The organism is Pseudomonas sp. Y39-6 (assembly GCF_023651955.1).
Lineage (GTDB): Bacteria > Pseudomonadota > Gammaproteobacteria > Pseudomonadales > Pseudomonadaceae > Aquipseudomonas > Aquipseudomonas veronii.
In genome coordinates, this window is record NZ_CP069594.1 from 5,486,500 (window position 1) to 5,508,727 (window position 22,228).

Genomic DNA, 22,228 nt, shown 5'->3' on the forward strand with positions numbered 1-22,228 from the left:
AAACGGGCAGACCCTTTGGGGATCTGCCCGTTTTTGCATTCAGGGGCGCGCCCTGCTCAGGCCGTGGGGATGCTCATCCGGGCCCGGTGGTTCCGGCGGCCCTTCGAAGAGCGGCTCATCCGCCGGTGATTCCGCGTCGGTTTCAGGCTCGGGCTCGACAACCGCCGTCTGCATCTGCTCCTGCACCATCTGCTCATCGACCCGCGGATCGAGGGCAGCCACCAGCGGCGAGCTGGACATGCTGTCAGGCATTGCCACGTGCTGCAGCGGTGCATCGTCGACCTGATGCAGGTTGGTCACCGCTTTAGGCCGGATACGCCACACCAGGATCAGCGCGCACAGGCTGAAAAACGCGTACAGCATCTGGCTGCCAAACAGCTTCATCACCACACCGGCCAGCAACGGCCCGATACTGGCGCCCACGCCATAGGTCACCAGCAGCATGGCCGTCAGCGATACCCGACGATCGCCTTCGACGTGGTCGTTGGAAAACGCCACGGCCAGCGGGTACAGGCAGAACTGCACCAGCGAACACAGGAACCCGGCCACGAACAGCACTTCCAGCGGCACCTTGCTCAGGATCGCCAACGGCAATGCCGCCACCGCCAGGCACAGGGCGAAGCAGCGAATCAACAGTGCGCGATCGTAACGGTCCGACAGCCAGCCCAACGGCCACTGCACCACCAACCCGGCAAAAATGCAGCTACCCATGAAGAGACCGACCTGCTCGGTACTCAGCCCCTGCTGGGACGCATAGAGCGGCGCCAAACCGTAGAACGAACCAACGATCAACCCCGCCCCCAGCACCGTGCTCAACGACTGCGGCACGCGCTGGATAAAGAAGCGTGGCTCCATCGGCGCCGGACGCAGGGGCGCCGGGTGAATGCGCCGGGTCATCGCCACCGGCACCAGGCACAGGGCAAAGCACAGCGCGACCAGCATCAGCAACTCGGGGCCGAGCTGGGGATGCATCACCAGGATCAACTGCCCCAGCACCAGGCCAAGGTAGGACGCAATCATATAGCCGCTGAACACTACGCCACGCTGCTTGGCGTCCGCCTGCTCGTTAAGCCAGCTTTCGATGACCATGTACTGGCACATCATCCCCAGGCCCACGATGACCCGCAGGACGATCCAGGCCGGCAGCCAGTCGATCAGGCCATGGCCCAACACCGCCGCGCCGACGATCCCGGCACAGGTGGCATACGCGCGGATATGCCCGACCCGGGCGATCAGGCGGTGGCCGATCTTGCCGCCCAGTACCAGGCCGGAATAGTTGGCCGCCATCAGCGCGCCGACCCACAGGCTGTCGACGTTGTCGGCCGCCAGGCGCAAGGCCAGGTACGTACTGAGCAGGCCGGAGCCGATCAGCATCATCAAGGAGGCGAAATAAAGGGCTCGAAAAGATTTCCAGATCTGGCGCATCGGCGTTCCGAGCGGCTCCTTGCAGTGAGGGTCAGGGCTACCGGCATGATAGTCCCGGGGGTCGAGTCCGGACAGGCACCAGGCGCTGTTTCCGGGGAATATTTTGTGTGAAAACGATGGACTACAGCTCAGACGCTACCGGGTGACACACAAGGTACAAGGTTGCGCGAAATACTCGCCGCACCACCTGTGAACCTCGATCACACGCAAGGTTCGACCGAGTGTTGAAAAGACCGAGCACGCCCCAAAAGCCCACCGCCACGCCTGCACATGATTACCCGCACGCCGGCGTCGCCGATGCGTATCGCCGCGAATTGTTACTGTTTTATCAACATTGTTTTCCAGTCTTATGGATTTATCCAAAAAACCAGCGCTATAGACTGGTCTACGCGTTAATCCACCGCGATTAACCAGCGAATCAGTCGGAGTAAAGCATGTAACCCGAACAAGGCCGACAGAGCCTTCGGAACGATTCACTCGCGACTGAGCACGTGGACAATCGTCAAGCGGGCGTAATACAGCCGCCAACGTTTTCGTTATCCCTCCTGCCGAAACTCAATCAGCCTCTATTAAGCATCCAGTTCGTTATCGAACGGCGCTTTCAACGTGGAGGGCTGGGGCGAAAGAGTGTCGGCATCCAGACCAGGAATACGGGGATGGCCAATTATTACGCTGATTTCCAAAGCTCGCTTGCCGTCGGCAAGCCAGCCTATCGGGATCATGGAAGAACCGCACCCGGCCAACTAAAGGCCGAACTCAATATTCGGCCAAGTTGTTGGTAAATAGCGCAAGCCGTTACGTATTTCCCCAACTGAGCATATACAAATATGACAGACGATCATCGATCTCACTCTGGAAGATCCTCAATGAGCACTATTGCAAGGGGACTGTTTTCCCTGCTTGTTTTTGCCGTGGCACTGGCGTTGATTTATGGCGGATTCAAGCTGGTAGCACTCGACGGGTCGAGTTATTACTTGCTGGCTGGCCTCGCCTATCTGTTGTTGGCGGCACTGTTTGTCTTGCGTAAACCTATCGGCATCGCCCTCTCCGTCGTCGTATTCCTCGCCACCTGTGTGTGGGCGTTCTACGAAGTGGGTCAGCTCAGCTACTGGCAACTGCTGCCGCGCCTGGTGGTGCCGGCGATCATCCTGACCCTCAGCTTGTGGGTCGGTGCCGCATTCCCGGAAACAGCCTTGAGCACCCGGCGCACGGCGAACCGATTCGGCTTCGCCGTATTCCTGGCCTTGATCGCCACCTTCATTGCAGCGTTCTACCCGCACGGCGGGATCTCGAACCCTGTGGCCGCGACTGACTCGAGCAAGGCCACGAGCCCCGCCAGCGCACCTGAAAACTGGGAGTTCTTCGGGCGCAATGCGTCAGGGACGCGGTTTGCGCCTTACACGCAGATCACGCCGGGAAACGTCAAGGACCTGCAAGTAGCCTGGACCTACCGAACCGGACGCAGGACCACCGGCGCCGGCGCTGGCGTTGATGAAAACACCCCGCTGCAGATCGGCAACGTGCTGTATTCGTGTACCCCGGAAAACCTGATCACCGCGCTGGATGGCGATACGGGCAAGGCGATCTGGACGTTCGACCCTCACGCCAAAAGCGAAGAGCATGTGACGTGCCGTGGCGTGGGCTATTACGACATCGATAAAGACGACAGCCTGAGCGCGGCGGTCAAGGCCTCGTATACCGATCAGCAGCAATGTCGCCAGCGTATTCTGGTGTCGTCGGTGGATGCCCGCCTGTTTGCACTTGACGCGCACACCGGCGCCTTGTGCCAGAGTTTTGGTGACAACGGTTACGTCGATCTCAAGAAAGGCATGGGCCCGACCGAGAACAGCAAGCGCTACCACCCGACCTCCCTGCCTGTGGTCATGGGCCACCTCACGGTGGTGGGCGGTTGGGTACGCGATATTGTGGCAGGCGAACCTTCCGGCGCCGTGCGCGCCTTCGACGTGCTGAGCGGTGCGCTGGTGTGGGCATGGGACGTCGGCGCGCCCGAAGGCACCGACCCGACCGCGGCCGATCACCAGTTCACGCTGGAAACACCTAACGTATGGACGATCCCGACCTACGATAAAGAGCTGAACCTGGTCTACTTGCCGACCGGCAATGGCCCGCCCGACTATTGGGGCGGTGATCGCAACGCCGTCAAAGAAAAATTTGGTTCGGCCGTCGTGGCAGTCGATGCCTCGACCGGCAAAGCCAAATGGGTCTACCAGCTCATTCACCATGATGTATGGGATTACGATCTGCCATCGCAGCCGGTTCTCTATGACATCAAGAATGCCCAAGGCGTGAAAACCCCGGTCTTGATCCAGACCACCAAGACCGGCCAGATTTTTGTGCTGGATCGTCGTACTGGCCAGCCGGTCACCGAGGTGCAGGAGCGTGCCGTTCCGACTTCTCCTGCGGCAGAAGGCGAACACTTGTCGCCGACGCAACCGTACTCGGCCGGCATGCCGGTGATCGGGGCCGACCCACTGACTGAAAAGTCGATGTGGGGCGTGTCGACATTCGACCAACTGTATTGCCGGATCATGTTCAAAGACTCGGTTTACGCGGGGCCGTTTACGCCGCCAACCGAAAAGCCGTACATCGAATGGCCTGGCTTGCTGGGCGGGATGAACTGGGGTGGCATCTCCATCGATGAGAACACCGGCACGATGTTCGTCAACGACATGCGGATGCCGCTGCGGATGTCATTGGTGACCAAGGAAGAAACCAAGAAGTTCAAGGTGTCGACCGATGAAGTGCCGGGTTTCATGGGCACCATTCGCCCGCAAGTCGCGGGTATCTATGGCGGCGTGAAAATCGACATCCTCCAGTCGCCACTGGGCGTGCCGTGCAACTCCCCGCCCTTCGGCAGCATGAGTGCGATTGATCTCAATACGCAGAAACTGCTCTGGCAGGTTCCCATGGGCACCGTGCAGGACACCGGCCCGCTGGGGATCAAGACGCACCTGCAGATTCCGCTGGGCATGCCGACGCTCGGCGGTCCGACGTCGACAGCCTCTGGCCTGGTGTTCTTTGCGGGCACCCAAGACTACTACCTGCGCGCGCTCGATTCGGCCACCGGCAAAGAAGTCTGGAAAGCCCGCCTGCCGGTTGGCGCAGTTGCCGCCCCACTGATCTATCAGTCGCCCACCACCGGGAAGCAGTACGTGGTCATCTCCGCCGGCGGCATGAGCCATTCGCCTGACGTCGGTGATTACATCATTGCTTATGCATTGCCGGACAACATCAAGCCGTAATGCGTTAGTTGCCACTGCATGAAAATAACCCCCGTTTACGGGGGTTATTTTTCCAAGTCACAAAAGAACGGTGCAACCGATAAACAACGCGGGCCGTTGAGCTATTCCCCCACTTTCTCTGTAACGGAGCACATCCAAATGCTTTTTTCTTTCCGCGCCATGCTGACCAGCAGCCTGTGCAGCGGTTTGTCCCTATGCCTTTTCGCCCCATCCCCGGCACTGGCCGACGATCTGATGAACCGCTCTACACTCACTGGCGACTGGGGCGGTGAACGCCAAAAGTTGACCGACAAGGGCATCAAACTGACCGGTGACTACAGTTCCGAAACGATTTCCAACTTGCATGGCGGGATCAAGCGCGGCACCCGCTATTCGCAACAAATACGCATAGGCGCCCAGTTTGATCTGAGTAAGTTGCTCGACAGCCCCGATGCGGGACGCGTGCAACTGCTGGTTAACGACCGTCGCGGCCACAGCGCCACGGAAGATTTGCTTGGAAACCGTCTGTCGTCCCAAGAAAACTATGGCGGCGAATACACCCGGCTGACCGAGTTCAGTTATCAACGCAACCTGTTTTCGCCGGACCTCTCCACCAAACTCGGCTTCATGGTGATGGGCACCGATTTCGGTGGTATGCCCATCTTGAGCAACTTTGTGAGCGCCGGTTTTTGTGCACACCCACTGACCATGTCGAGCGGCAGTGGCTGGGGCAACTACCCGACAGCACATTGGGGCGGCGAGCTGCGTTACGATGTCAACCCGTCGCTGACGCTGCAAACCGCCGTATTCCAAGTCAACCCGGAATACAACACGCGCTCGTCCAAAGCGTTCTCCATGCCCACCAACGGCACTACGGGAGCGATTTTGCCACTGGAGGCGATCTTCAATAACAACGCCTTCCTGAACGGCCAATACAAAGTCGGTTGGTACTACGACACCTCCAACGCCCCCAAGATCGGCAGTACGCAAAAGAGCGAAAACCGTACCGGCGCCTATGTGTTGATTGACCAAGCCATCTGGCGGGATGAGCAAGACCCGCAAAGCGTACTACGCCTCTTCGGCCAAGCGGCCAGCAGCAACGCGGCGACCTCGCCGATGCGCCGCTGGTACTCGGTGGGCCTGGTCAAACAAAAGCCTTTCGCGAGCCGCCCGAACGACTCCATCTCTTTTGGCTATGGGCGCGCCGTGCTCAACTCGCGCACACGGGATGTGCAAGAAGCCAAGGCGACCAACCTCGAAGACGCCGAAATGATCGCCAACCTCGACAACGGCGAGCAGATGCTTGAGCTCAACTACGGCGCACAGGTCACACCTTGGCTGCTACTACGCCCCGATCTGCAGTACTACATCGAGCCCGGCGCGTTCTCCGGCAAAAAGCGTGACAACGCGCTGGCGGCGGGGTTACAGGTCAAGGCGACGTTTTAACAACGTCGTTTGCACAGGGGGCATCCATTCGGTGCCCTTTCGCAATCGCACACGCAGGCAGTATCACACCAAACTGTCGGGCGTCCCCACTGCCTGGAACAACGTGCGGTCGGATATCTTGGTTTGCAGCCCAATCAATATTTGCTCAAGCTCTATCCGGGCCTCTGCCTGGAGCCCCAGGCACATACCGATTCCGTCCGCATCCGTACTGAGTCGGGATGACATCGAGATTTTATAGTCGCCGGCACCTGCATTATCCATTTTATAGGCATGAAGATGCATTGAATCGCCAATCAATGCCGGTGTTTTAAGATGGTCGAATTTAAATTCCTTGGTCATGTAGCTCAGCAGCTTGTCCTGGATCACCAACACTAACTTCTTGTTGATGTGTTCAAATGTCTGCACCTTGTGGTGCATTTGAACCAAGATGGTTTTTGCGGTCATTTTCCAGTTCATACCGAAGGTTTTGTCCGACTCTTCAGCACTGTCCGACCTGGGAATCCCTAGCGCTTGCAGCATTCTCTGGCGCTCTGGCCAGACCGTTCCAGTCGTATCGAGGGTCTGCAGCTCGATGCCAACGAAGTCCTTCACCTTTCCATCTTTTGCCGATACCAAGAAATAATCGACACTTCCTCCCGGGATCGACACTTCGGGGATGATGTGAAGCTCGTTCCCCGGTTCGTGGGTCGTCAACAGATGGAAACAGTCGGTGAAGATCTGCCTGCGCTCGATTAGCCGGACCGGACAGATGATTACCGGTTCCGGCACTTTTCCGTACAGCACGCTGCACGTACCGATAGAAATGTCGGGGCTGGACTTCCTGACTTTGTAGCAACGCTTGTTGGTATATGAGCAGCGTTGAGCGCCAATCAGACCCCGCCAGTCGACGGAGCGATTATGCGTACCCTTCCCGAACAACTCTATTATTTTGCTCATAACAGCGTATTGCACCTGTCTTTGGTCATCTCAAGATACTGCTCGGAGATATCTATCCCGATCGACTTCAAGCCTAAGCGTTGCGCCGCGACCATCGTTGTTCCCGTACCGCAGAAAGGGTCGATTGCAATACCGCCTGGTGGGCAGGTCGCCAATAAAGGTATACGGCACAGGTCGACCGGATAGGGGGCAAAGTGGGTTTCCCGGCCCTGCGAATCTTCCGGGAGAATGTCCCAGACGTCAGACGGTTTACTCCCCTTCGGGTGGTATTTAAGAAAGTAATAACCTTTATCCCTGAGTTCCTTCGCTCGTCCCGATACTTTTTCACTATCGGAGTGCGTCGCTCTTTGCTGGCCACGAATGATCATCCGGAAGTCTGATACTTTACCGCAAGACAAATCTGCGAGGATGCCGGCCAGGGCGGCATGTGCGGATAATTTTTCTGCGTCGCTCAACGAGGTCGACAACTCGATCTGGCGCTTGTAACGCACGCCCGAAACGCCCGTGGCGGAAACTATCGAGCCATTCACCACTTTGGATTCTCTGGGCTTGGACCGGACGGCATCAGCATTGTAATAATAGTTTTTTGACTGCTTCACAAAGTGAAACAAGTTCTCATGAACATTGCCAAGCCGGTCTTTGGTGTTGTCCATGCCGCCTTTCAGTTTGTTCCATATGATGCTGTTTCGAAGTATCCAGCCTTGATTGTCGGTAAGCTCGAAAACCACTCGCCAAGGAATCCCGAGCAGCCCCTTACCGCTATAAGAATCACCGAGATTGAGCCAGAACGACCCCGTCGACTTCAGGACGCGCTTGAGTTCCAGAAACACAGCGCAAAGATCGGCGACGAAATCCCGATAGTCTTTTTCCAGGCCTATCCCGCCGTTTTGATACTCCCGCTTCCCCCAGTACGGCGGTGACGTCATGGCGAAATCAACCGACTCGTCCGGCAGCGACTTCAATACGGCGAGGCAATCCCCGTTCAGAAGGAGCGGGCGTGTAGAAGTTGACTGGCCGTACTTCAGAAGCGCAGAAGAAAAATCATTTTGGAAGATGGTCGAAGGTTCAAACGCGTCTTTCTCCTGCGCAGAAAATAGTGCGGGGTCGTTAAGTTCTGTGTAGGTCATGAGGTGTCCAAACGGGAACGGCGGTAGTGGCTACAGGATGGCCTTCGAACGCTGTCCTGATCAGACCCGGATGGTACAGAGCCAGAGGAAAGCCGGGCAAGCCAAACCGTACTGAAGGGACAGACGCTGAGCCACGGGGTGTCGACTCCCAGGGCTCGGTCAATTCGGTCGCCTTGCGATGGCGCAGAGCGACCTCATCGGATCACAAAAGCCGCACCACTCACTTTCAGCCCCACCCCAGCGTCGCCTTTAGCCCCCAACCTCTCCAGGCAGCGATGAGCCGTGATCAGTGCTGGCATACACTTATTGTTTTTATATACTATAATTTAACCAACTGAACAATTAGTGATCAAAGGTATGCTCGAATCAGATCTCCAGCGGCTTCACGCCAACGCCGATGCTGCCAGCCAATTCCTCAAGGCTCTGGCCAATCCGGATCGCTTGATCCTGCTCTGCCAGCTATCCCAAGGCGAGCGTAATGTCGGCGATCTGGAGTCGCTGCTCGGGATACAACAACCGACGCTTTCTCAGCAACTGGCGGTGCTGCGCCGCGAAGGCCTGGTGGATACGCGCCGGGAAGGAAAGCAGGTGTTCTATCGCATCTGCAGCCCGGCGGCATTGGCAGTCATTCAAACCTTGTATCAACAATTTTGCGCTGGAGAAGCCTCATGAATATCGACTGGCTCAACTTCACTCCCTGGTCATCCCTTGCAGGCGGCGCATTGATTGGCCTGGCGGCCAGCCTTTTCGTCGTCGCCAACGGACGTATCGCCGGCATCAGCGGTTTGATCGGCAGTCTTTTACAACGGGGCAGCGAAGGTGCGGGTGAGAAAGCGCTGTTTCTCCTCGGCCTGCTCGTCGCGCCGCTTCTATGGGGCTTGTTCGCCGCACTGCCGCCGATTGAATTCCAGAGCGGCGGGGTCGGGCTGATCGTCGCCGGTGTATTGGTGGGTATCGGTACACGCTACGGTTCAGGTTGCACCAGCGGCCACGGCGTGTGCGGCATATCGCGCCTTTCGCCGCGATCGATGATCGCCACTGCCTGCTTTATGTTCAGCGGTTTCCTTAGCGTATTTGTCCTGCGTCATCTGCTGGGAGCCTGGATATGAACAAACTGACCGCATTCATTGCTGGCCTGCTGTTCGGCCTGGGACTGCTGCTGGCAGGCATGGCCAACCCGAGCAAAGTATTGGCTTTCCTGGATCTGGCCGGTGCCTGGGACCCTTCCCTCGCGCTGGTCATGATCGGGGCGATTGGCGTCGCCATTGGCCCGCTGACCTGGGCGCGCCACCAATCCCGCTCGCTGCTGGGAAAGCCAATGCAACTGCCGACCAAGCGTGAGTTGGACCCGCGCCTGATCGGCGGCAGCCTGCTGTTCGGCATCGGCTGGGGAATAGCAGGCATCTGTCCAGGCCCTGCGGTGGCAATTCTGCTGACAGGACGCTGGCAAGCAATCGTGTTCATGTTGGCCATGCTGGCCGGCATGTTGTTGTTTACTGCGCTGGAGACCCGGCGCAACCACTGATCGGGAGATCGTCATGAAAGCGAACCTTGGAACCATTGACCGTAGCCTGCGCATTGTCGTCGGCCTGGTTCTCATTGGCCTCAGTCTGTCGGGCGTGATCGGCTGGTGGGGCTGGATCGGCTTAGTGCCACTGGCTACCGGTATTTTCCGTTTCTGCCCTTTGTACAGGTTGCTGGGCATCCAAACCTGTAACCGTTGCTGAGCAAAAACCCCATAGCGTTCACGTGCACGAGGGCATTGGCGCAGCCGATTTTGTGGCTATGCGCCAAGCACGGGACGCTACGCTGGGCATATGTGCGTTGATCCCAACAGCTGGATCTATCAACGGACACCTCGAGTGGTTTTGTTTAAAGCTATTCTGCGTGGCGTCGTTTCAAAAGCTGTGTGAACAAGGAAATCTTAATGTCCGACCTGAACGATCCGCGCGTGTTCTTTGCCGCCGAGCGCACGTTGCTGGCATGGAACCGAACCAGCCTTTCGCTGATGGCATTTGGCTTTGTGATTGAACGATCCGGGCTACTGCTCCAGATGCTGAAACCGGACGCTCCGGGCTCTCCCGGAAAACATTTTTCGTTCTGGATCGGGCTGGCCTTCCTGATGCTGGGCTCCTGGGTTGCCTGCTGGTCATCCTGGCAATACAAAAAGGTGGTCAAGACCCTCAAACCCGTTGAGATCCCCCTTGGCTACAGCGTCAATACCGGCCCTGGCATTAATGTCATTACTGCAATTCTTGGCGTTTTGCTCATGGCCTATTTGTTCATGATGTGAGCAAGACTGGCCTGCATGACTTCACTCGACCTCCCCGATGGGCGGTAGACGGGTGCAGTCGAGCATCTCTCGACGAGCAAACGAACGAGTGTGACCCTGGCTCACCTTTGGACCCTGATTAAGTGAGTCGCCCATTCAAAAACAAAAAAGCCCCGCCGGAGCAATACCCGGCGGGGCTTTTTGTTGGCCTTGTTGCTGTCATCCTGCTGTCACGGGGAAAAATGAGCTGGCAGTGGATCGGCGCGAGAGGCTTTATTTGTATGGTGTCCCAGGGCCGGTTCGAACGGCCAACCTTCCCCTTAGGAGGGGGATGCTCTATCCAATTGAGCTACTGGGACAAATGACAACCATCGGGCCAACAGCGCTGCGACGGACGGCGTGCATGTTAACGGCCGAGGTGGGTTTTGTCATGTCGTCCGTGGGCTTTTTGAGTGTAAGCCAATGCTTGCGCCACGGATCAGGGTTTCGCCCAGCAAACCCGGGCATCCGAAGCCATCGTGCAAAATGCACTACACCAAAATGCCAGCATTGCAAATTGCAACCCGAGCGCTGTTTAGATTAAACTCAAACCATTGATTTTATTGAAATAAAACATTGGCACGGCATCTGCAATACTTCTCCTACAAAACCATTCGGCTGGACCCGTTGCGGAGAAGATGACGATGAACAGCACCCTTCTGTTGGCTCTCAATACCGTCGCCCTCGCCGCACTGGTGATGTTTCATTTTCAGTCGAACGGTAGCGATGACACCGCGCAGATCCGCCAGCCCGTACCGCATCATCTGCAACAACGTCCGCAATTGGCGGTGATGACGGCCAACCCGCAATCGCCCGTGCGCCTGGCCCAAAGCACTCAGGCCGCGCCCGCAACTGAACACTGGGTTTTCTGAGGAAGCCTTCCATGTCCAAAGCCGCCTGGCTGTTTTTGTGCCTGACCGTCGTGACTGCCGTGCTGGGCATGTCCACCTCGTCCCAGGACGCTCGCACCACCGCCCTCATCACCAGCGTCGTGTTCGGCAGCTTCCTGCTGTTGACGCTGATCGTCGGCCGCCGAATCAGATTCGACCCCGTGCTGCGCTGATTTTCGCTCGCTGGCACACCTACCTTATGTCGCCTCGCACTAGCAAATCGGCAAATTGCCACTAGTCTTAAAAACAAGGGCAAAAGGCCATATCACGATACGATATGCGCCCCAAACCCCTTGGCAGCAACGGCTTGCGGGACGATGAATTGTGACGATCGCTCGCAAAAAAGTTTTCCAACCAGTCCGCAAAAAAGCAAATCAGTACTGGCATAAAGCCTTTAGGCAGTTCAATATTTGTCACAGAATTGACGCCAAGGAACCGGCAAAACTGAGGCATGATGCGGCCTCTTTGCAATTCAGGTTGAACTTTGGTCGTGAGCCTTGTCTTAACACTCATCTTGCGGCCAATTCCAATAACCGCTCCCCTGAACTAACCGGTTAAATATATGCGCCCATTGAAACAGGCAATTTATTCCAGCCGTACGGCTGACAAGTTCGTCGTACGTCTGCCAGACGGAATGCGGGAACGCATTGCCGAGGTGGCTCGCAATCATCACCGCAGCATGAACTCCGAAATCATCGCGCGCCTGGAGCAGAGCCTCATTCAGGAAGGTGCGTTGGGCGAAGAGCTAAGCATGCGCCTGGACAGCCCTGAGCTGTCACTGCACGAACGCGAACTGCTGCAGCGTTTTCGTCAGCTCTCCCACCGCCAGCAAAATGCCCTTGTCTCGCTTATTGCGCACGACGTTGAGGCGGCCGCAGAAGCCGAATGATCTGTTCCTGAAAGCCGAAGCCAGCCATGTGCTGGCTTTTTTTTGCGCGCAATTCGGGAAGGCAGTACTGGGCGGGGGCTGGGTTGCCCCCGCCGCGAGGAGTCAGAGCAGGAAGATCGTCGCCAGGCCAAGGAAGATGAAGAAGCCGCCGCTGTCGGTCATGGCGGTAATCATCACACTGGCGCCCATGGCTGGGTCGCGCCCAAGGCGTGCCAGGGTCATAGGGATCAGCACCCCCATCAAGGCCGCCAACAGCAGGTTAAGGGTCATGGCGGCGGTCATGACCACCCCCAGCGACCAACTGCCGTACAGCAAGTAGGCCACGATCCCGATCACCCCGCCCCACACCACGCCATTGATCAGCGCCACCGCCAACTCCTTGCGCATCAGGCGCGAGGTGTTGCCGGTATTGACCTGGTCGAGCGCCATGGCGCGCACGATCATGGTAATGGTCTGGTTGCCGGAGTTACCGCCGATCCCGGCAACGATTGGCATCAACGCCGCCAGTGCCACCAGCTTTTCGATCGAACCTTCGAACAGCCCAATCACCCGCGAAGCAATGAACGCAGTGATCAGGTTTACGGCCAGCCACGCCCAGCGGTTACGCAGGGAGCGCCAGACCGAGGCAAAAATATCTTCCTCTTCACGCAGACCCGCCATGTTGAGGACTTCGGTTTCACTTTCTTCACGGATCAGGTCGACCATTTCATCGATGGTCAGACGGCCGATCAGCTTGCCGTTCTTGTCGACCACCGGGGCCGAGATCAAGTCGTAACGTTCGAAGGCCTGGGCGGCGTCGTAGGCGTCTTCATCCGGATGGAAACCCACCGGATCGCTGGCCATCACGTCCGCAACCTTCTTCTCCGGGTCGTTGACCAGCAGGCGCTTGATCGGCAGCACGCCCTTGAGAATGCCTTCGTAGTCGACCACGAACAGCTTGTCGGTGTGCCCTGGCAGCTCTTTCAGGCGGCGCAGGTAACGCAGTACCACTTCCAGGCTGACGTCTTCGCGGATGGTGACCATCTCGAAGTCCATCAGGGCACCGACCTGATCCTCGTCATAGGACAGCGCGGAGCGCACGCGCTCACGCTGCTGGCTGTCGAGGGCTTCCATCAGCTCATGGACAACATCACGGGGCAGCTCGGGGGCCAGGTCGGCCAGTTCGTCGGCGTCCATCTCCCGGGCCGCGGCCAGAAGCTCGTGATCATCCATGTCGGCGATCAGGGTTTCACGGACGGAGTCGGATACTTCGAGCAGGATGTCGCCGTCGCGGTCGGCCTTGACCAACTGCCAAAGGGTCAGTCGATCATCCAGCGGCAAGGCTTCAAGGATATAAGCGACGTCGGCGGAGTGCAGATCATCGAGCTTGCGTTGCAACTCGACGAGGTTTTGCCGATGAACCAGGTTTTCGACGCGGTCGTGGTGCGGACCTTCCTGGCGGTGCGTGAGCTCTTCGACCACGCGCTGGCGCTGCAGCAGCTCAATGACTTGAGCCAGGCGATCCTGCAGGCTTTCTTGTGTTTTCTTTACTTCTACTTCGGTCATAGGCGAACTCCACTCCCAGCAGCGGGGCACGCCGGAAGGATCAATCAGTCAATTCATGATTGGTAAAACGGGGTACTGAGTAACTACTGGGTAAGTCCATGGAGGTGTTCCACAAGCCCCGGCGGGGCTGACGGGCGCAATGATACACCGCCCGCCGCTTTTAACGTCAAAAAACTGGTAAGAACAAGCGCTTGCGAGCCAAAGCTGAGAATTGGCCGCATCTATGAATTGCGACGCTGCCACGCGAATGGAAAACACATGGCGCGGGAAGAAAAGGTTTAATCCTACAAACCCCAGACGGCAAAAAGCCCGCACTAGGCGGGCTTTTTGTTTGTATGGTGCACTCGACAGGATTCGAACCTGTGACCGCTCGGTTCGTAGCCGAGTACTCTATCCAGCTGAGCTACGAGTGCAGATTGTGTTTTTAGACCAGATCACAACTGGTTGTAACCGAATCACCTGCATTACTGCAACTGACTCTTAAATGGTGCACTCGACAGGATTCGAACCTGTGACCGCTCGGTTCGTAGCCGAGTACTCTATCCAGCTGAGCTACGAGTGCATTTGTTGCCGCGCATTATAGGCCGTTCAATCTCTATGTAAAGCGATTTTTTCGATTAATTTCAACAACTTATCGATAAATCCAGATTGCAACGTACTAAGCAAATAATGGCGGAGAACGGGGGATTCGAACCCCCGACACCCTTTTGAGGTGTACTCCCTTAGCAGGGGAGCGCCTTCGGCCACTCGGCCAGCTCTCCGCAACACGGGGCGTATATTAACCACGTTCATCCCCGTTTGCAAACATAAAAAACGATAAAAATTAAAGGCTTGGTTCTTCGTCCTTCTCTTTCTTGATCCGCAGATAGATTTCCTCGCGGTGGACCGCTACCTCTTTCGGAGCATTTACCCCAATACGCACTTGATTGCCTTTGACGCCGAGCACGGTCACGGTGATTTCTCCATCACCAATAATCAGGCTTTCTGCGCAACGACGAGTCAGAATCAACATACCTTTCACCTCACGCACTTCAGTTCAGGAACAACAGTCTGCAAAAAAAGGCCTTCGACCTACGGCTCAGCGGCCATAGCCCTACCAGCTAAGTATTGTCGAGCCCACGCAAAACAACATGCGCCCTACAAAAAAATGAAAGGCGCGGTAAACCGCGCCTTCCTGGCCTTGCATCACTCGCCCTGTCGGGCCGGAGCGTCCAGCTCAAAAGCGGTATGCAGTGCGCGTACAGCCAGTTCCAGGTACTTCTCTTCGATCACCACCGAGACTTTGATTTCCGAGGTGGAGATCATCTGGATGTTGATGCTTTCCTTGGCCAGGGCCTCGAACATGCGGCTGGCAACGCCGGCATGGGAACGCATGCCCACACCTACGATCGATACCTTGGCGATCTTGGTATCGCCGACCACTTCACGCGCGCCAATCCCGCTCGCAGTGTTCTGCAGGATACGCTCGGCCGCTTCGTACTCGTTGCGGTGAACGGTGAAGGTGAAATCGGTGGTGTTATCGTGCGAAACGTTCTGCACGATCATGTCGACTTCAATGTTCGCGCCACTGATCGGGCCGAGGATCTTGAATGCCACGCCCGGGGTGTCTGGCACGCCACGGATCGTCAGCTTGGCTTCATCGCGGTTGAAAGCGATGCCGGAAATGATCGGCTGTTCCATGGATTCCTCTTCATCAATAGTAATGAGGGTACCCGGACCCTCTTTGAAGCTGTGCAATACGCGCAGCGGAACGTTGTACTTACCGGCGAATTCCACCGCGCGGATCTGCAACACCTTGGAACCGAGGCTGGCCATTTCCAGCATCTCTTCGAAGGTGATCTTGTCCAGGCGCTGAGCCACGGACACCACGCGCGGATCGGTGGTGTAGACGCCATCCACATCGGTGTAGATCTGGCATTCGTCAGCCTTGAGCGCGGCCGCCAGGGCCACACCGGTGGTGTCCGAACCGCCACGCCCGAGGGTGGTGATATTGCCGTGCTCGTCGACGCCCTGGAAACCGGCGACAACTACCACACGACCGGCCTTCAGATCAGCGCGAATCTTCTGATCATCGATCTGCAGGATGCGCGCCTTGGTGTGCGCGCTGTCGGTGAGGATACGCACCTGACTGCCAGTGTAGGACACGGCCGGCACACCGCGCTTGTTCAGCGCCATGGCCAGCAGGCCAATGGTCACCTGCTCGCCGGTGGACACGATCACATCCAGCTCACGCGGCAGCGGTTGTTGATCGCCGCTGATAGCCTTGGCCAGTTCGATCAGGCGATTGGTTTCGCCGCTCATGGCCGACAGCACCACGACGAGGTCGTCGCCGGCATCGCGGAATTTCTTAACCTTGTCGGCGACCTGCTCGATTCTTTCGACAGAGCCGACCGAGGTGCCTCCAAATTTCTGTACGATCAAAGCCATTTCTAAGCCGCCTCAGCCCGTAAAGGGGCGCCCAATAAACCAATCTTCCAGCAACCGAGCGAGCCCGCGACTAGACCACGGGCTCATTCACAGCGCCTTAAATGCCAGCCTCGACAAACGGCACGGTCAGGGCCAGGGCCGCGTCCAGGGCACCGGCGTCTACACCACCGCCTTGTGCCATGTCCGGACGACCACCGCCCTTCCCGCCCACTGCCGCAGCGGCTTGTTTCATCAAATCACCGGCTTTGAGTTGGCCAGTCAGGTCTTTGGTTACACCGGCAACCAGAACGACCTTATCCTCATGGACACTGCCGAGCAGGATCACTGCGCGGCCGAGCTTGTTCTTCAACTGATCGACCAAGGCCAACAACGCCTTGCCGTCCTGGCCGTCCAGGCGCGCCGCCAGGACGTTCACGCCCTTGACGTCCTGGGCGGAAGCCGACAGATCGTCGCCTGCCGCGCTGGCCGCCTTGGCCTGCAACTGTTCCAGCTGTTTCTCCAGGGCGCGGTTGCGCTCCAGCACGGCGGACAGTTTGTCGATCAGGTTGTCACGGCTGCCCTTGACCAGGCTGGCCGCTTCCTTGAGTTGTTCTTCACCCGCATTGAGGTAGGCCAGGGCCGCAGCGCCGGTCACCGCTTCAATACGACGCACACCGGACGCCACACCGCCTTCGCTGATGATTTTCAGCAGGCCGATGTCGCCGGTACGGTTGGCGTGGATCCCACCGCACAGTTCCACCGAGAAGTTGCCGCCCATGCTCAGGACGCGCACGTTGTCGCCGTATTTCTCGCCGAACAGCGCCATGGCGCCTTTGGCCTTGGCGGTCTCGATGTCGGTTTCCTCGGTTTCCACCGCGGTGTTCTTGCGCACCTGGGCGTTGACGATGTCTTCCAGGGCCTTGATCTGCGCAGGCTTGATCGCTTCGAAGTGGCTGAAGTCGAAACGCAGGCGCTGGCTGTCGACCAACGAACCCTTCTGCTGGACGTGCTCGCCCAACACCTGGCGCAGTGCCGCGTGCAGCAAGTGGGTGGCCGAGTGGTTCAGCGCAGTGGCGTGGCGCACGTCGGCGTCCACCTGGGCGTCCACCGGCGAACCGACGATCAGGCTGCCCGACGCCAATACGCCGTGGTGCAGGAATGCGCCGCCGGTCTTGGTGGTATCACGCACATCGAAACGACCGGAAGACGCCTTGAGGAAACCGCAGTCGCCGATCTGGCCACCGGATTCGGCATAGAACGGCGTCCGGTCCAGGACCACCACGCCGTCATCGCCTTCATTCAGGACGTCGACCGACTGGCCGTCTTTATACAGCGCGATCACTTTGGCCGAACCGTGGGTGGCCGTATAGCCGGTGAACTCGGTGGCCACGTCAACCTTGACCAGGCTGTTGTAGTCCATGCCGAAGGAACTGGCGGAACGGGCGCGCACGCGCTGGGCTTCCATCTCGCGTTCGAAACCTTCCTCGTCGAGGGTCAGGTTGCGCTCACGGGCGATGTCACCGGTCAGGTCCATCGGGAAACCGTAGGTGTCGTAGAGTTTGAACACCACATCGCCCGGCACCACGCTGCCCTGCAGGCCGGCGAGGTCTTGCTCGAGGATTTTCAGGCCCTGTTCCAGGGTCTTGGCGAACTGCTCTTCTTCGGCCTTGAGCACGCGCTCGATGTGCGCCTGGTTCTGGGTGAGTTCCGGGAAGGCTGCGCCCATCTCGGCGACCAGCGCCGCGACGATCTGGTAGAAGAAGCTGCCGTTGGCGCCCAGCTTGTTACCGTGGCGGCAGGCGCGACGGATGATACGGCGCAGCACGTAGCCACGGCCTTCATTGGACGGCAGCACGCCGTCGGCAATCAGGAAACCGCAGGAACGGATGTGGTCAGCCACCACTTTGAGCGATGCCTGGTCTTCATTGGCACAACCGATGGCCTTGGCCGCAGCGGCCAGCAGGCTCTGGAACAGGTCGATCTCGTAGTTGGAGTGAACGTGCTGCATCACCGCACTGATCCGCTCCAGGCCCATGCCGGTATCCACCGACGGTGCCGGCAGCGGGTGCAACACGCCATCGGCGGTGCGGTTGAACTGCATGAACACGTTGTTCCAGATCTCGATGTAACGGTCGCCATCTTCTTCCGGCGAACCCGGTGGGCCGCCCCAGATATCGGCGCCGTGATCGTAGAAAATCTCGGTGCATGGGCCGCACGGGCCGGTGTCGCCCATGGTCCAGAAGTTGTCGGAGGCGTAAGGCGCGCCCTTGTTGTCGCCGATACGCACCATGCGCTCAGGCGGCACGCCGACTTGCTGGGTCCAGATGTCGTAGGCTTCGTCATCGCTGGCGTAGACGGTGACCCAGAGCTTTTCCTTCGGCAGTTTCAGCACGCCGGTGAGGAAGGTCCAGGCGAAGTTGATCGCGTCCTTCTTGAAATAGTCGCCAAAGCTGAAGTTGCCGAGCATTTCGAAAAACGTGTGGTGACGGGCGGTGTAGCCGACGTTTTCCAGGTCGTTGTGCTTGCCACCGGCGCGCACGCATTTCTGGCTGCTGACCGCGCGGGTATAGGCGCGCTTTTCCTGGCCCAGGAAGCAGTCCTTGAACTGGTTCATCCCCGCGTTGGTGAACAGCAGGGTGGGGTCATTGCCTGGGATCAAGGAGCTGGAGGCGACACGGGTGTGGCCTTGCTCTTCGAAGAAGCGAAGGAAGGCTTCACGGATTTCTGCGCTTTTCATTAGGTTCTTCCACGGAGTCTGAGGCCAAAGGCCAGTGCGCAACATCATCAGACGGAGCGACGGCAAAGGGCCGCATTATATCGGCCCTTTGCCGGTGGTACAGCGTGTTTATGTGATAGAAACAGTCAATTAGACAGTCTGCACGGTCATTTCCGAGAAAACTCGACGAATGCCTGCACCACTTGCTCGATCTGCGCACGGCTCACGTCCAGGTGCGTGACCATGCGCAGGCGCGGTGCGGCGCTCAACTTGATGCCGCGCTCGGCGGCAAACGTCTTCAGGGCCTGCGCCCGGTCGCCGAGCTGCACGTAGACCATGTTGGTCTGCACCGGCTCCACCGCATACCCGGCCTTGCGCAGTTCATCCCCCAGCCACTGGGCGTTGGCGTGGTCGTCGGCCAGGCGCTGCACCTGATGGTCAAGGGCATACAGCCCCGCCGCCGCCAGGGAACCGGCCTGGCGCATGCCGCCGCCGACCATCTTGCGCAAACGCCGCGCCTTGGCGATCAGCGCCGTGGAGCCGCACAACACCGAGCCAATCGGCGCGCCCAGGCCCTTGGACAGGCACACCGACACCGAATCGAAATGCTGGGTGATCTCCCGCGCGTCCACCTCGAGCCTGACCGCCGCGTTGTAGAGCCGCGCGCCGTCCAGGTGCAGGGCCAGGCCATGTTCACGGGTAAACGCACGTGCCCTGGCCAGGTACTCCAGCGGGAGCACCTTGCCCTGCATGGTGTTCTCCAGCGCCAACAGGCGGGTACGGGCGAAGTGGAAATCATCGGGCTTGATCGCTTCCAGCACCTGATCCAGGTGCAGGGAACCGTCCGCCTGCACTTCCAGTGGTTGCGGCTGGATCGAACCCAGCACCGCCGCGCCGCCGCCTTCGTACTTATAGGTGTGGGCCTGCTGACCGACGATGTATTCCTCGCCGCGCTCACAGTGGGCCATCAACGCCAGCAGGTTGCTCATAGTGCCGGTGGGCACGAACAACGCCGCGGCGAACCCCAGGCGCTTGGCCAGTTCGGCCTCCAGGCGGTTGACGCTGGGGTCTTCGCCATACACGTCATCGCCGCTGACGGCGCTGGCCATCGCATCGAGCATGCCGGGGGTGGGTTGGGTCACGGTGTCGCTGCGCAGGTCTATCACGGTCATCAAACTGGCCTCTGATGGGTTGGGCGTTCTTTCGTACTGACGATTACTGCGGGTAAAGCCACGGAATATCAAGCCCTATGCTGCGTCAATCGAATATCAATCAAACAAACCGATATAGGCTATCGATACGGCAATCGTGCAGTTTCTGAAAAACCATGTTAAAAACTCTCCGCCGCCAGGGTTCTGGCGGCAACGTTCTCAGGGCGGGGTGCAATTCCCCACCGGCGGTAATTGCGCGCAATGTGCATAGCCCGCGAGCGCTTGGCGCCTCGAACTGCTCCGGCAGGACGGCGACAAGGTCAGCAGACCCGGTGTGATCCCGGGGCCGACGGTCATAGTCCGGATGAAGAGAGAACGGGATTGGCGCAAAAGGGCCGCGCGCTGAGTTCATGCCTGCATGACCCAGCTGTTCGTACCCTTAAATCCCATTCGATTCATAACGCCCTGTTTTTTTCTTAAACAGGAGTCAGAACATGCAACCCACCGCAATCGACAGCAAAAGCAAAAACCATCACGGCGAGCGCGTCGCGTTTATCCAGGCCTGCTGGCACAAGGATATTGTCGACCAATCGCGCAAAGGCTTCCTCAGCGAAATGATCGCCCTGGGTTACCAGGAATCGGACATCGATTTCTTCGAAGTCGGCGGCGCCTTTGAAATGCCCCTGCACGCCAAGCTGCTGGCCAAGACCGGCCGTTACGCCGGCATCGTCGCCGCGGCCCTGGTGGTGGACGGCGGCATCTACCGCCACGAATTCGTCGCCCAATCGGTGGTCAGCGGCCTGATGCAGGTTCAGCTGGAAACCGAAGTGCCGGTGTTCTCGGTGTCTCTGACCCCGCACCACTTCCACGCTGGCAGCGAGCACCACGCCTTCTTCCATGATCACTTCGTACACAAAGGCCAGGAAGCGGCGCGTACCTGTGCCGACACCTTGCACAAGGTGCGTGCGATCCGCCGCAGCGAGCCGCGTGCCGTAGCAGTTTAAGCAACACCGCAAAACAAAATGTGGGAGGGGGCTTGCCCCCGATAGCGGTCTGTCAGTTAAAAATTTTCTGACAGTTACACCGCAATCGGGGGCAAGCCCCCTCCCACATTTGGATCCGGTTAAGGCTGAGATCTACGCCAACCCGGCGTCCGTGGTCGGCACGATCAATATCCCTGCGCGCAAGCCATTCTTCACCTTCGGGTTCGGGAAGATGATGCGTGCGCCCTCCTCCTCGATCACCCAGCGGGTCTTGGCGACGTCTTCGGCGAGCAGATAGCCCTGGGCCAACGGCGAAAAGTTTTCCACGTCCGCCGGCAGGTGCAACAGGAATGCATCGCTGTGCTTGATGACTTCGCGGGACACGGCAAACAGCTGCAGGCCATCCAGGCTGCCGGTGTCCGGCTCGGTGCCTTCGATGATCTGCGTCAGCCGGGTTTCCAGGCGCGACACGTCCACATCCTGGTTCTGCCCGAATGGCCGCGCCTTGCCTAATTCCAGGGTAAAGGCCTCGGCGCCCAGTTGTTCATAGGTAAAGGCGGAGAAGGTGATCGAAGCTTTGTTCTGCAGCAGCACCGCCTGCATACCGGCGGCGCGCAAGCGGGCCAGTTCGTGGCGCGAATGCTGGCGCCCGTCCTTCCACGGGTAGAGGGCGAACTGCTCGACCTTCGAACCACGAATGGCGGTGTGCAGGTCGTAATGCAAGCGCGAGCGGCCAGGCAGGCTGAAGAAGCTGCGAGCCAATTGTTCCAGCTCGGCGGCGCGCATGGCTTCAGGGCCGATATTTTTTTCGTGACGGCCGTTGAACAGCCGGTTGACGTCCAGTTCGAGGTAACGCTCGCCGCGGCGCATGGCCTCGGGGTTGCCGAACAGGAACAGAATACGGGTGCGGGGTTTGATCTGCCCACGGGCGATGCCATGCAACAGGCGGTCGAGCAATTCGATCGGCGCGGTCTCGTTGCCGTGGATGCCGGACGACAGCAGCACGTCGCTGCCGTTGTCCCGCGCTTGCGGCGGGCGCACTTCGAGCGCGCCTTCGCTGAGCCAGCGCATCTGCACGCCGTCGACAGTCAGTTGAATTTTTTGCGCCGGTTCACGACCGGCGAGAGTCAGTTCAAGGAGTTTGCCGAGGGCGAGCATAAG

The 22,228-nt window shown here is 58.6% G+C and carries 20 protein-coding genes, 4 tRNA genes and 1 riboswitch; of the genes, 11 read left to right on the forward strand and 13 right to left on the reverse strand.

The window, feature by feature from the left end; all coding sequences use genetic code 11:
- Positions 1–39 precede the first annotated feature (39 nt).
- Positions 40–1,425, reverse strand: a complete 1,386-nt coding sequence (locus tag JN756_RS24880) for an MFS transporter (protein WP_046382338.1) — start codon at positions 1,423–1,425, stop codon at positions 40–42.
- An 866-nt stretch (positions 1,426–2,291) separates the two neighbouring features.
- Between JN756_RS24880 and JN756_RS24885 the strand changes: the two genes are divergently transcribed.
- Both JN756_RS24885 and JN756_RS24890 read left to right on the forward strand, forming a co-directional pair.
- On the forward strand, positions 2,292–4,688 hold the full coding sequence (locus JN756_RS24885) for a membrane-bound PQQ-dependent dehydrogenase, glucose/quinate/shikimate family (RefSeq protein WP_236255060.1): 2,397 nt from the start codon (positions 2,292–2,294) through the stop codon (positions 4,686–4,688).
- A 138-nt stretch (positions 4,689–4,826) separates the two neighbouring features.
- Positions 4,827–6,113 carry a carbohydrate porin gene (locus JN756_RS24890; protein WP_201021459.1) on the forward strand — a complete coding sequence of 429 codons (1,287 nt, stop codon included), beginning with the start codon at positions 4,827–4,829 and terminating at the stop codon, positions 6,111–6,113.
- 63 nt (positions 6,114–6,176) lie between these two features.
- Here JN756_RS24890 and JN756_RS24895 read toward each other — a convergent pair whose 3' ends face one another.
- Positions 6,177–7,049, reverse strand: coding sequence for a NotI family restriction endonuclease (locus JN756_RS24895; protein ID WP_128192564.1), 873 nt, complete (start codon positions 7,047–7,049; stop codon positions 6,177–6,179).
- Positions 7,046–8,176 carry a DNA-methyltransferase gene (locus JN756_RS24900; protein WP_128192565.1) on the reverse strand — a complete coding sequence of 377 codons (1,131 nt, stop codon included), beginning with the start codon at positions 8,174–8,176 and terminating at the stop codon, positions 7,046–7,048. Before JN756_RS24900 ends, JN756_RS24895 begins: the two co-directional genes overlap by 4 nt.
- A gap of 357 nt (positions 8,177–8,533) precedes the next feature.
- Here JN756_RS24900 and JN756_RS24905 point away from each other — a divergent pair, with 357 nt between their 5' ends.
- The 5 genes from JN756_RS24905 to JN756_RS24930 all read left to right on the forward strand — a co-directional run bounded on the left by JN756_RS24905 (position 8,534) and on the right by JN756_RS24930 (position 10,469).
- Positions 8,534–8,848 carry an ArsR/SmtB family transcription factor gene (locus JN756_RS24905; protein WP_046385196.1) on the forward strand — a complete coding sequence of 105 codons (315 nt, stop codon included), beginning with the start codon at positions 8,534–8,536 and terminating at the stop codon, positions 8,846–8,848.
- Positions 8,845–9,285 (forward strand): YeeE/YedE family protein, encoded by a 441-nt coding sequence (locus JN756_RS24910; protein ID WP_201021460.1) that lies wholly within the window; start codon positions 8,845–8,847, stop codon positions 9,283–9,285. Before JN756_RS24905 ends, JN756_RS24910 begins: the two co-directional genes overlap by 4 nt.
- The gene (locus JN756_RS24915; protein WP_017849186.1) at positions 9,282–9,701 is read left to right on the forward strand and encodes a DUF6691 family protein; all 420 of its coding nucleotides are present in this window, start codon (positions 9,282–9,284) and stop codon (positions 9,699–9,701) included. The genes JN756_RS24910 and JN756_RS24915 overlap by 4 nt, the downstream gene beginning before the upstream one ends.
- A gap of 13 nt (positions 9,702–9,714) precedes the next feature.
- Positions 9,715–9,903: a YgaP family membrane protein gene (locus JN756_RS24920; protein ID WP_017849187.1), complete on the forward strand. Its 189-nt coding sequence runs from the start codon at positions 9,715–9,717 to the stop codon at positions 9,901–9,903.
- A 200-nt stretch (positions 9,904–10,103) separates the two neighbouring features.
- Positions 10,104–10,469, forward strand: coding sequence for a YidH family protein (locus JN756_RS24930; RefSeq protein ID WP_046382334.1), 366 nt, complete (start codon positions 10,104–10,106; stop codon positions 10,467–10,469).
- Positions 10,470–10,730: 261 nt separating this feature from the next.
- Here JN756_RS24930 and JN756_RS24935 read toward each other — a convergent pair.
- A tRNA-Arg gene (locus JN756_RS24935) sits at positions 10,731–10,807 on the reverse strand.
- A gap of 324 nt (positions 10,808–11,131) precedes the next feature.
- Here JN756_RS24935 and JN756_RS24940 point away from each other — a divergent pair.
- From JN756_RS24940 to JN756_RS24950, 3 genes are all read left to right on the forward strand, one after another.
- Positions 11,132–11,359: a hypothetical protein gene (locus JN756_RS24940; protein ID WP_017849198.1), complete on the forward strand. Its 228-nt coding sequence runs from the start codon at positions 11,132–11,134 to the stop codon at positions 11,357–11,359.
- 11 nt (positions 11,360–11,370) lie between these two features.
- Positions 11,371–11,550 (forward strand): PA3371 family protein, encoded by a 180-nt coding sequence (locus tag JN756_RS24945; protein ID WP_017849199.1) that lies wholly within the window; start codon positions 11,371–11,373, stop codon positions 11,548–11,550.
- 389 nt (positions 11,551–11,939) lie between these two features.
- On the forward strand, positions 11,940–12,266 hold the full coding sequence (locus JN756_RS24950) for an Arc family DNA-binding protein (protein WP_017849200.1): 327 nt from the start codon (positions 11,940–11,942) through the stop codon (positions 12,264–12,266).
- 102 nt (positions 12,267–12,368) lie between these two features.
- On the opposite strand, the gene mgtE is transcribed toward JN756_RS24950, so the two are convergent.
- From mgtE to ltaE, 8 genes are all read right to left on the reverse strand, one after another.
- On the reverse strand, positions 12,369–13,811 hold the full coding sequence (gene mgtE, locus JN756_RS24955; RefSeq protein ID WP_046382330.1) for a magnesium transporter: 1,443 nt from the start codon (positions 13,809–13,811) through the stop codon (positions 12,369–12,371).
- A 336-nt stretch (positions 13,812–14,147) separates the two neighbouring features.
- Positions 14,148–14,224, reverse strand: a tRNA-Arg gene (locus JN756_RS24960).
- 72 nt (positions 14,225–14,296) lie between these two features.
- Positions 14,297–14,373, reverse strand: a tRNA-Arg gene (locus JN756_RS24965).
- A gap of 108 nt (positions 14,374–14,481) precedes the next feature.
- Positions 14,482–14,572 (reverse strand) — tRNA-Ser (locus JN756_RS24970).
- A gap of 62 nt (positions 14,573–14,634) precedes the next feature.
- Positions 14,635–14,823 (reverse strand): carbon storage regulator CsrA, encoded by a 189-nt coding sequence (gene csrA / locus JN756_RS24975; protein WP_003175645.1) that lies wholly within the window; start codon positions 14,821–14,823, stop codon positions 14,635–14,637.
- 173 nt (positions 14,824–14,996) lie between these two features.
- Positions 14,997–16,238 carry an aspartate kinase gene (locus tag JN756_RS24980; protein WP_017849202.1) on the reverse strand — a complete coding sequence of 414 codons (1,242 nt, stop codon included), beginning with the start codon at positions 16,236–16,238 and terminating at the stop codon, positions 14,997–14,999.
- Positions 16,239–16,335: 97 nt separating this feature from the next.
- Positions 16,336–18,954: an alanine--tRNA ligase gene (gene alaS / locus JN756_RS24985; RefSeq protein ID WP_046382329.1), complete on the reverse strand. Its 2,619-nt coding sequence runs from the start codon at positions 18,952–18,954 to the stop codon at positions 16,336–16,338.
- Between the two features lie 146 nt (positions 18,955–19,100).
- A complete protein-coding gene (gene ltaE, locus JN756_RS24990; protein WP_108526647.1) occupies positions 19,101–20,105 on the reverse strand; it encodes a low-specificity L-threonine aldolase in 1,005 nt (334 codons plus the stop codon).
- Between the two features lie 190 nt (positions 20,106–20,295).
- Positions 20,296–20,465, forward strand: a riboswitch (FMN riboswitch).
- A gap of 113 nt (positions 20,466–20,578) precedes the next feature.
- Here ltaE and JN756_RS24995 point away from each other — a divergent pair.
- Positions 20,579–21,088 (forward strand): 6,7-dimethyl-8-ribityllumazine synthase, encoded by a 510-nt coding sequence (locus tag JN756_RS24995; RefSeq protein WP_017849205.1) that lies wholly within the window; start codon positions 20,579–20,581, stop codon positions 21,086–21,088.
- A 132-nt stretch (positions 21,089–21,220) separates the two neighbouring features.
- On the opposite strand, the gene astE is transcribed toward JN756_RS24995, so the two are convergent.
- On the reverse strand, positions 21,221–22,225 hold the full coding sequence (gene astE, locus JN756_RS25000; protein WP_017849206.1) for a succinylglutamate desuccinylase: 1,005 nt from the start codon (positions 22,223–22,225) through the stop codon (positions 21,221–21,223).
- Between the last annotated feature and the right edge of the window lie 3 nt (positions 22,226–22,228).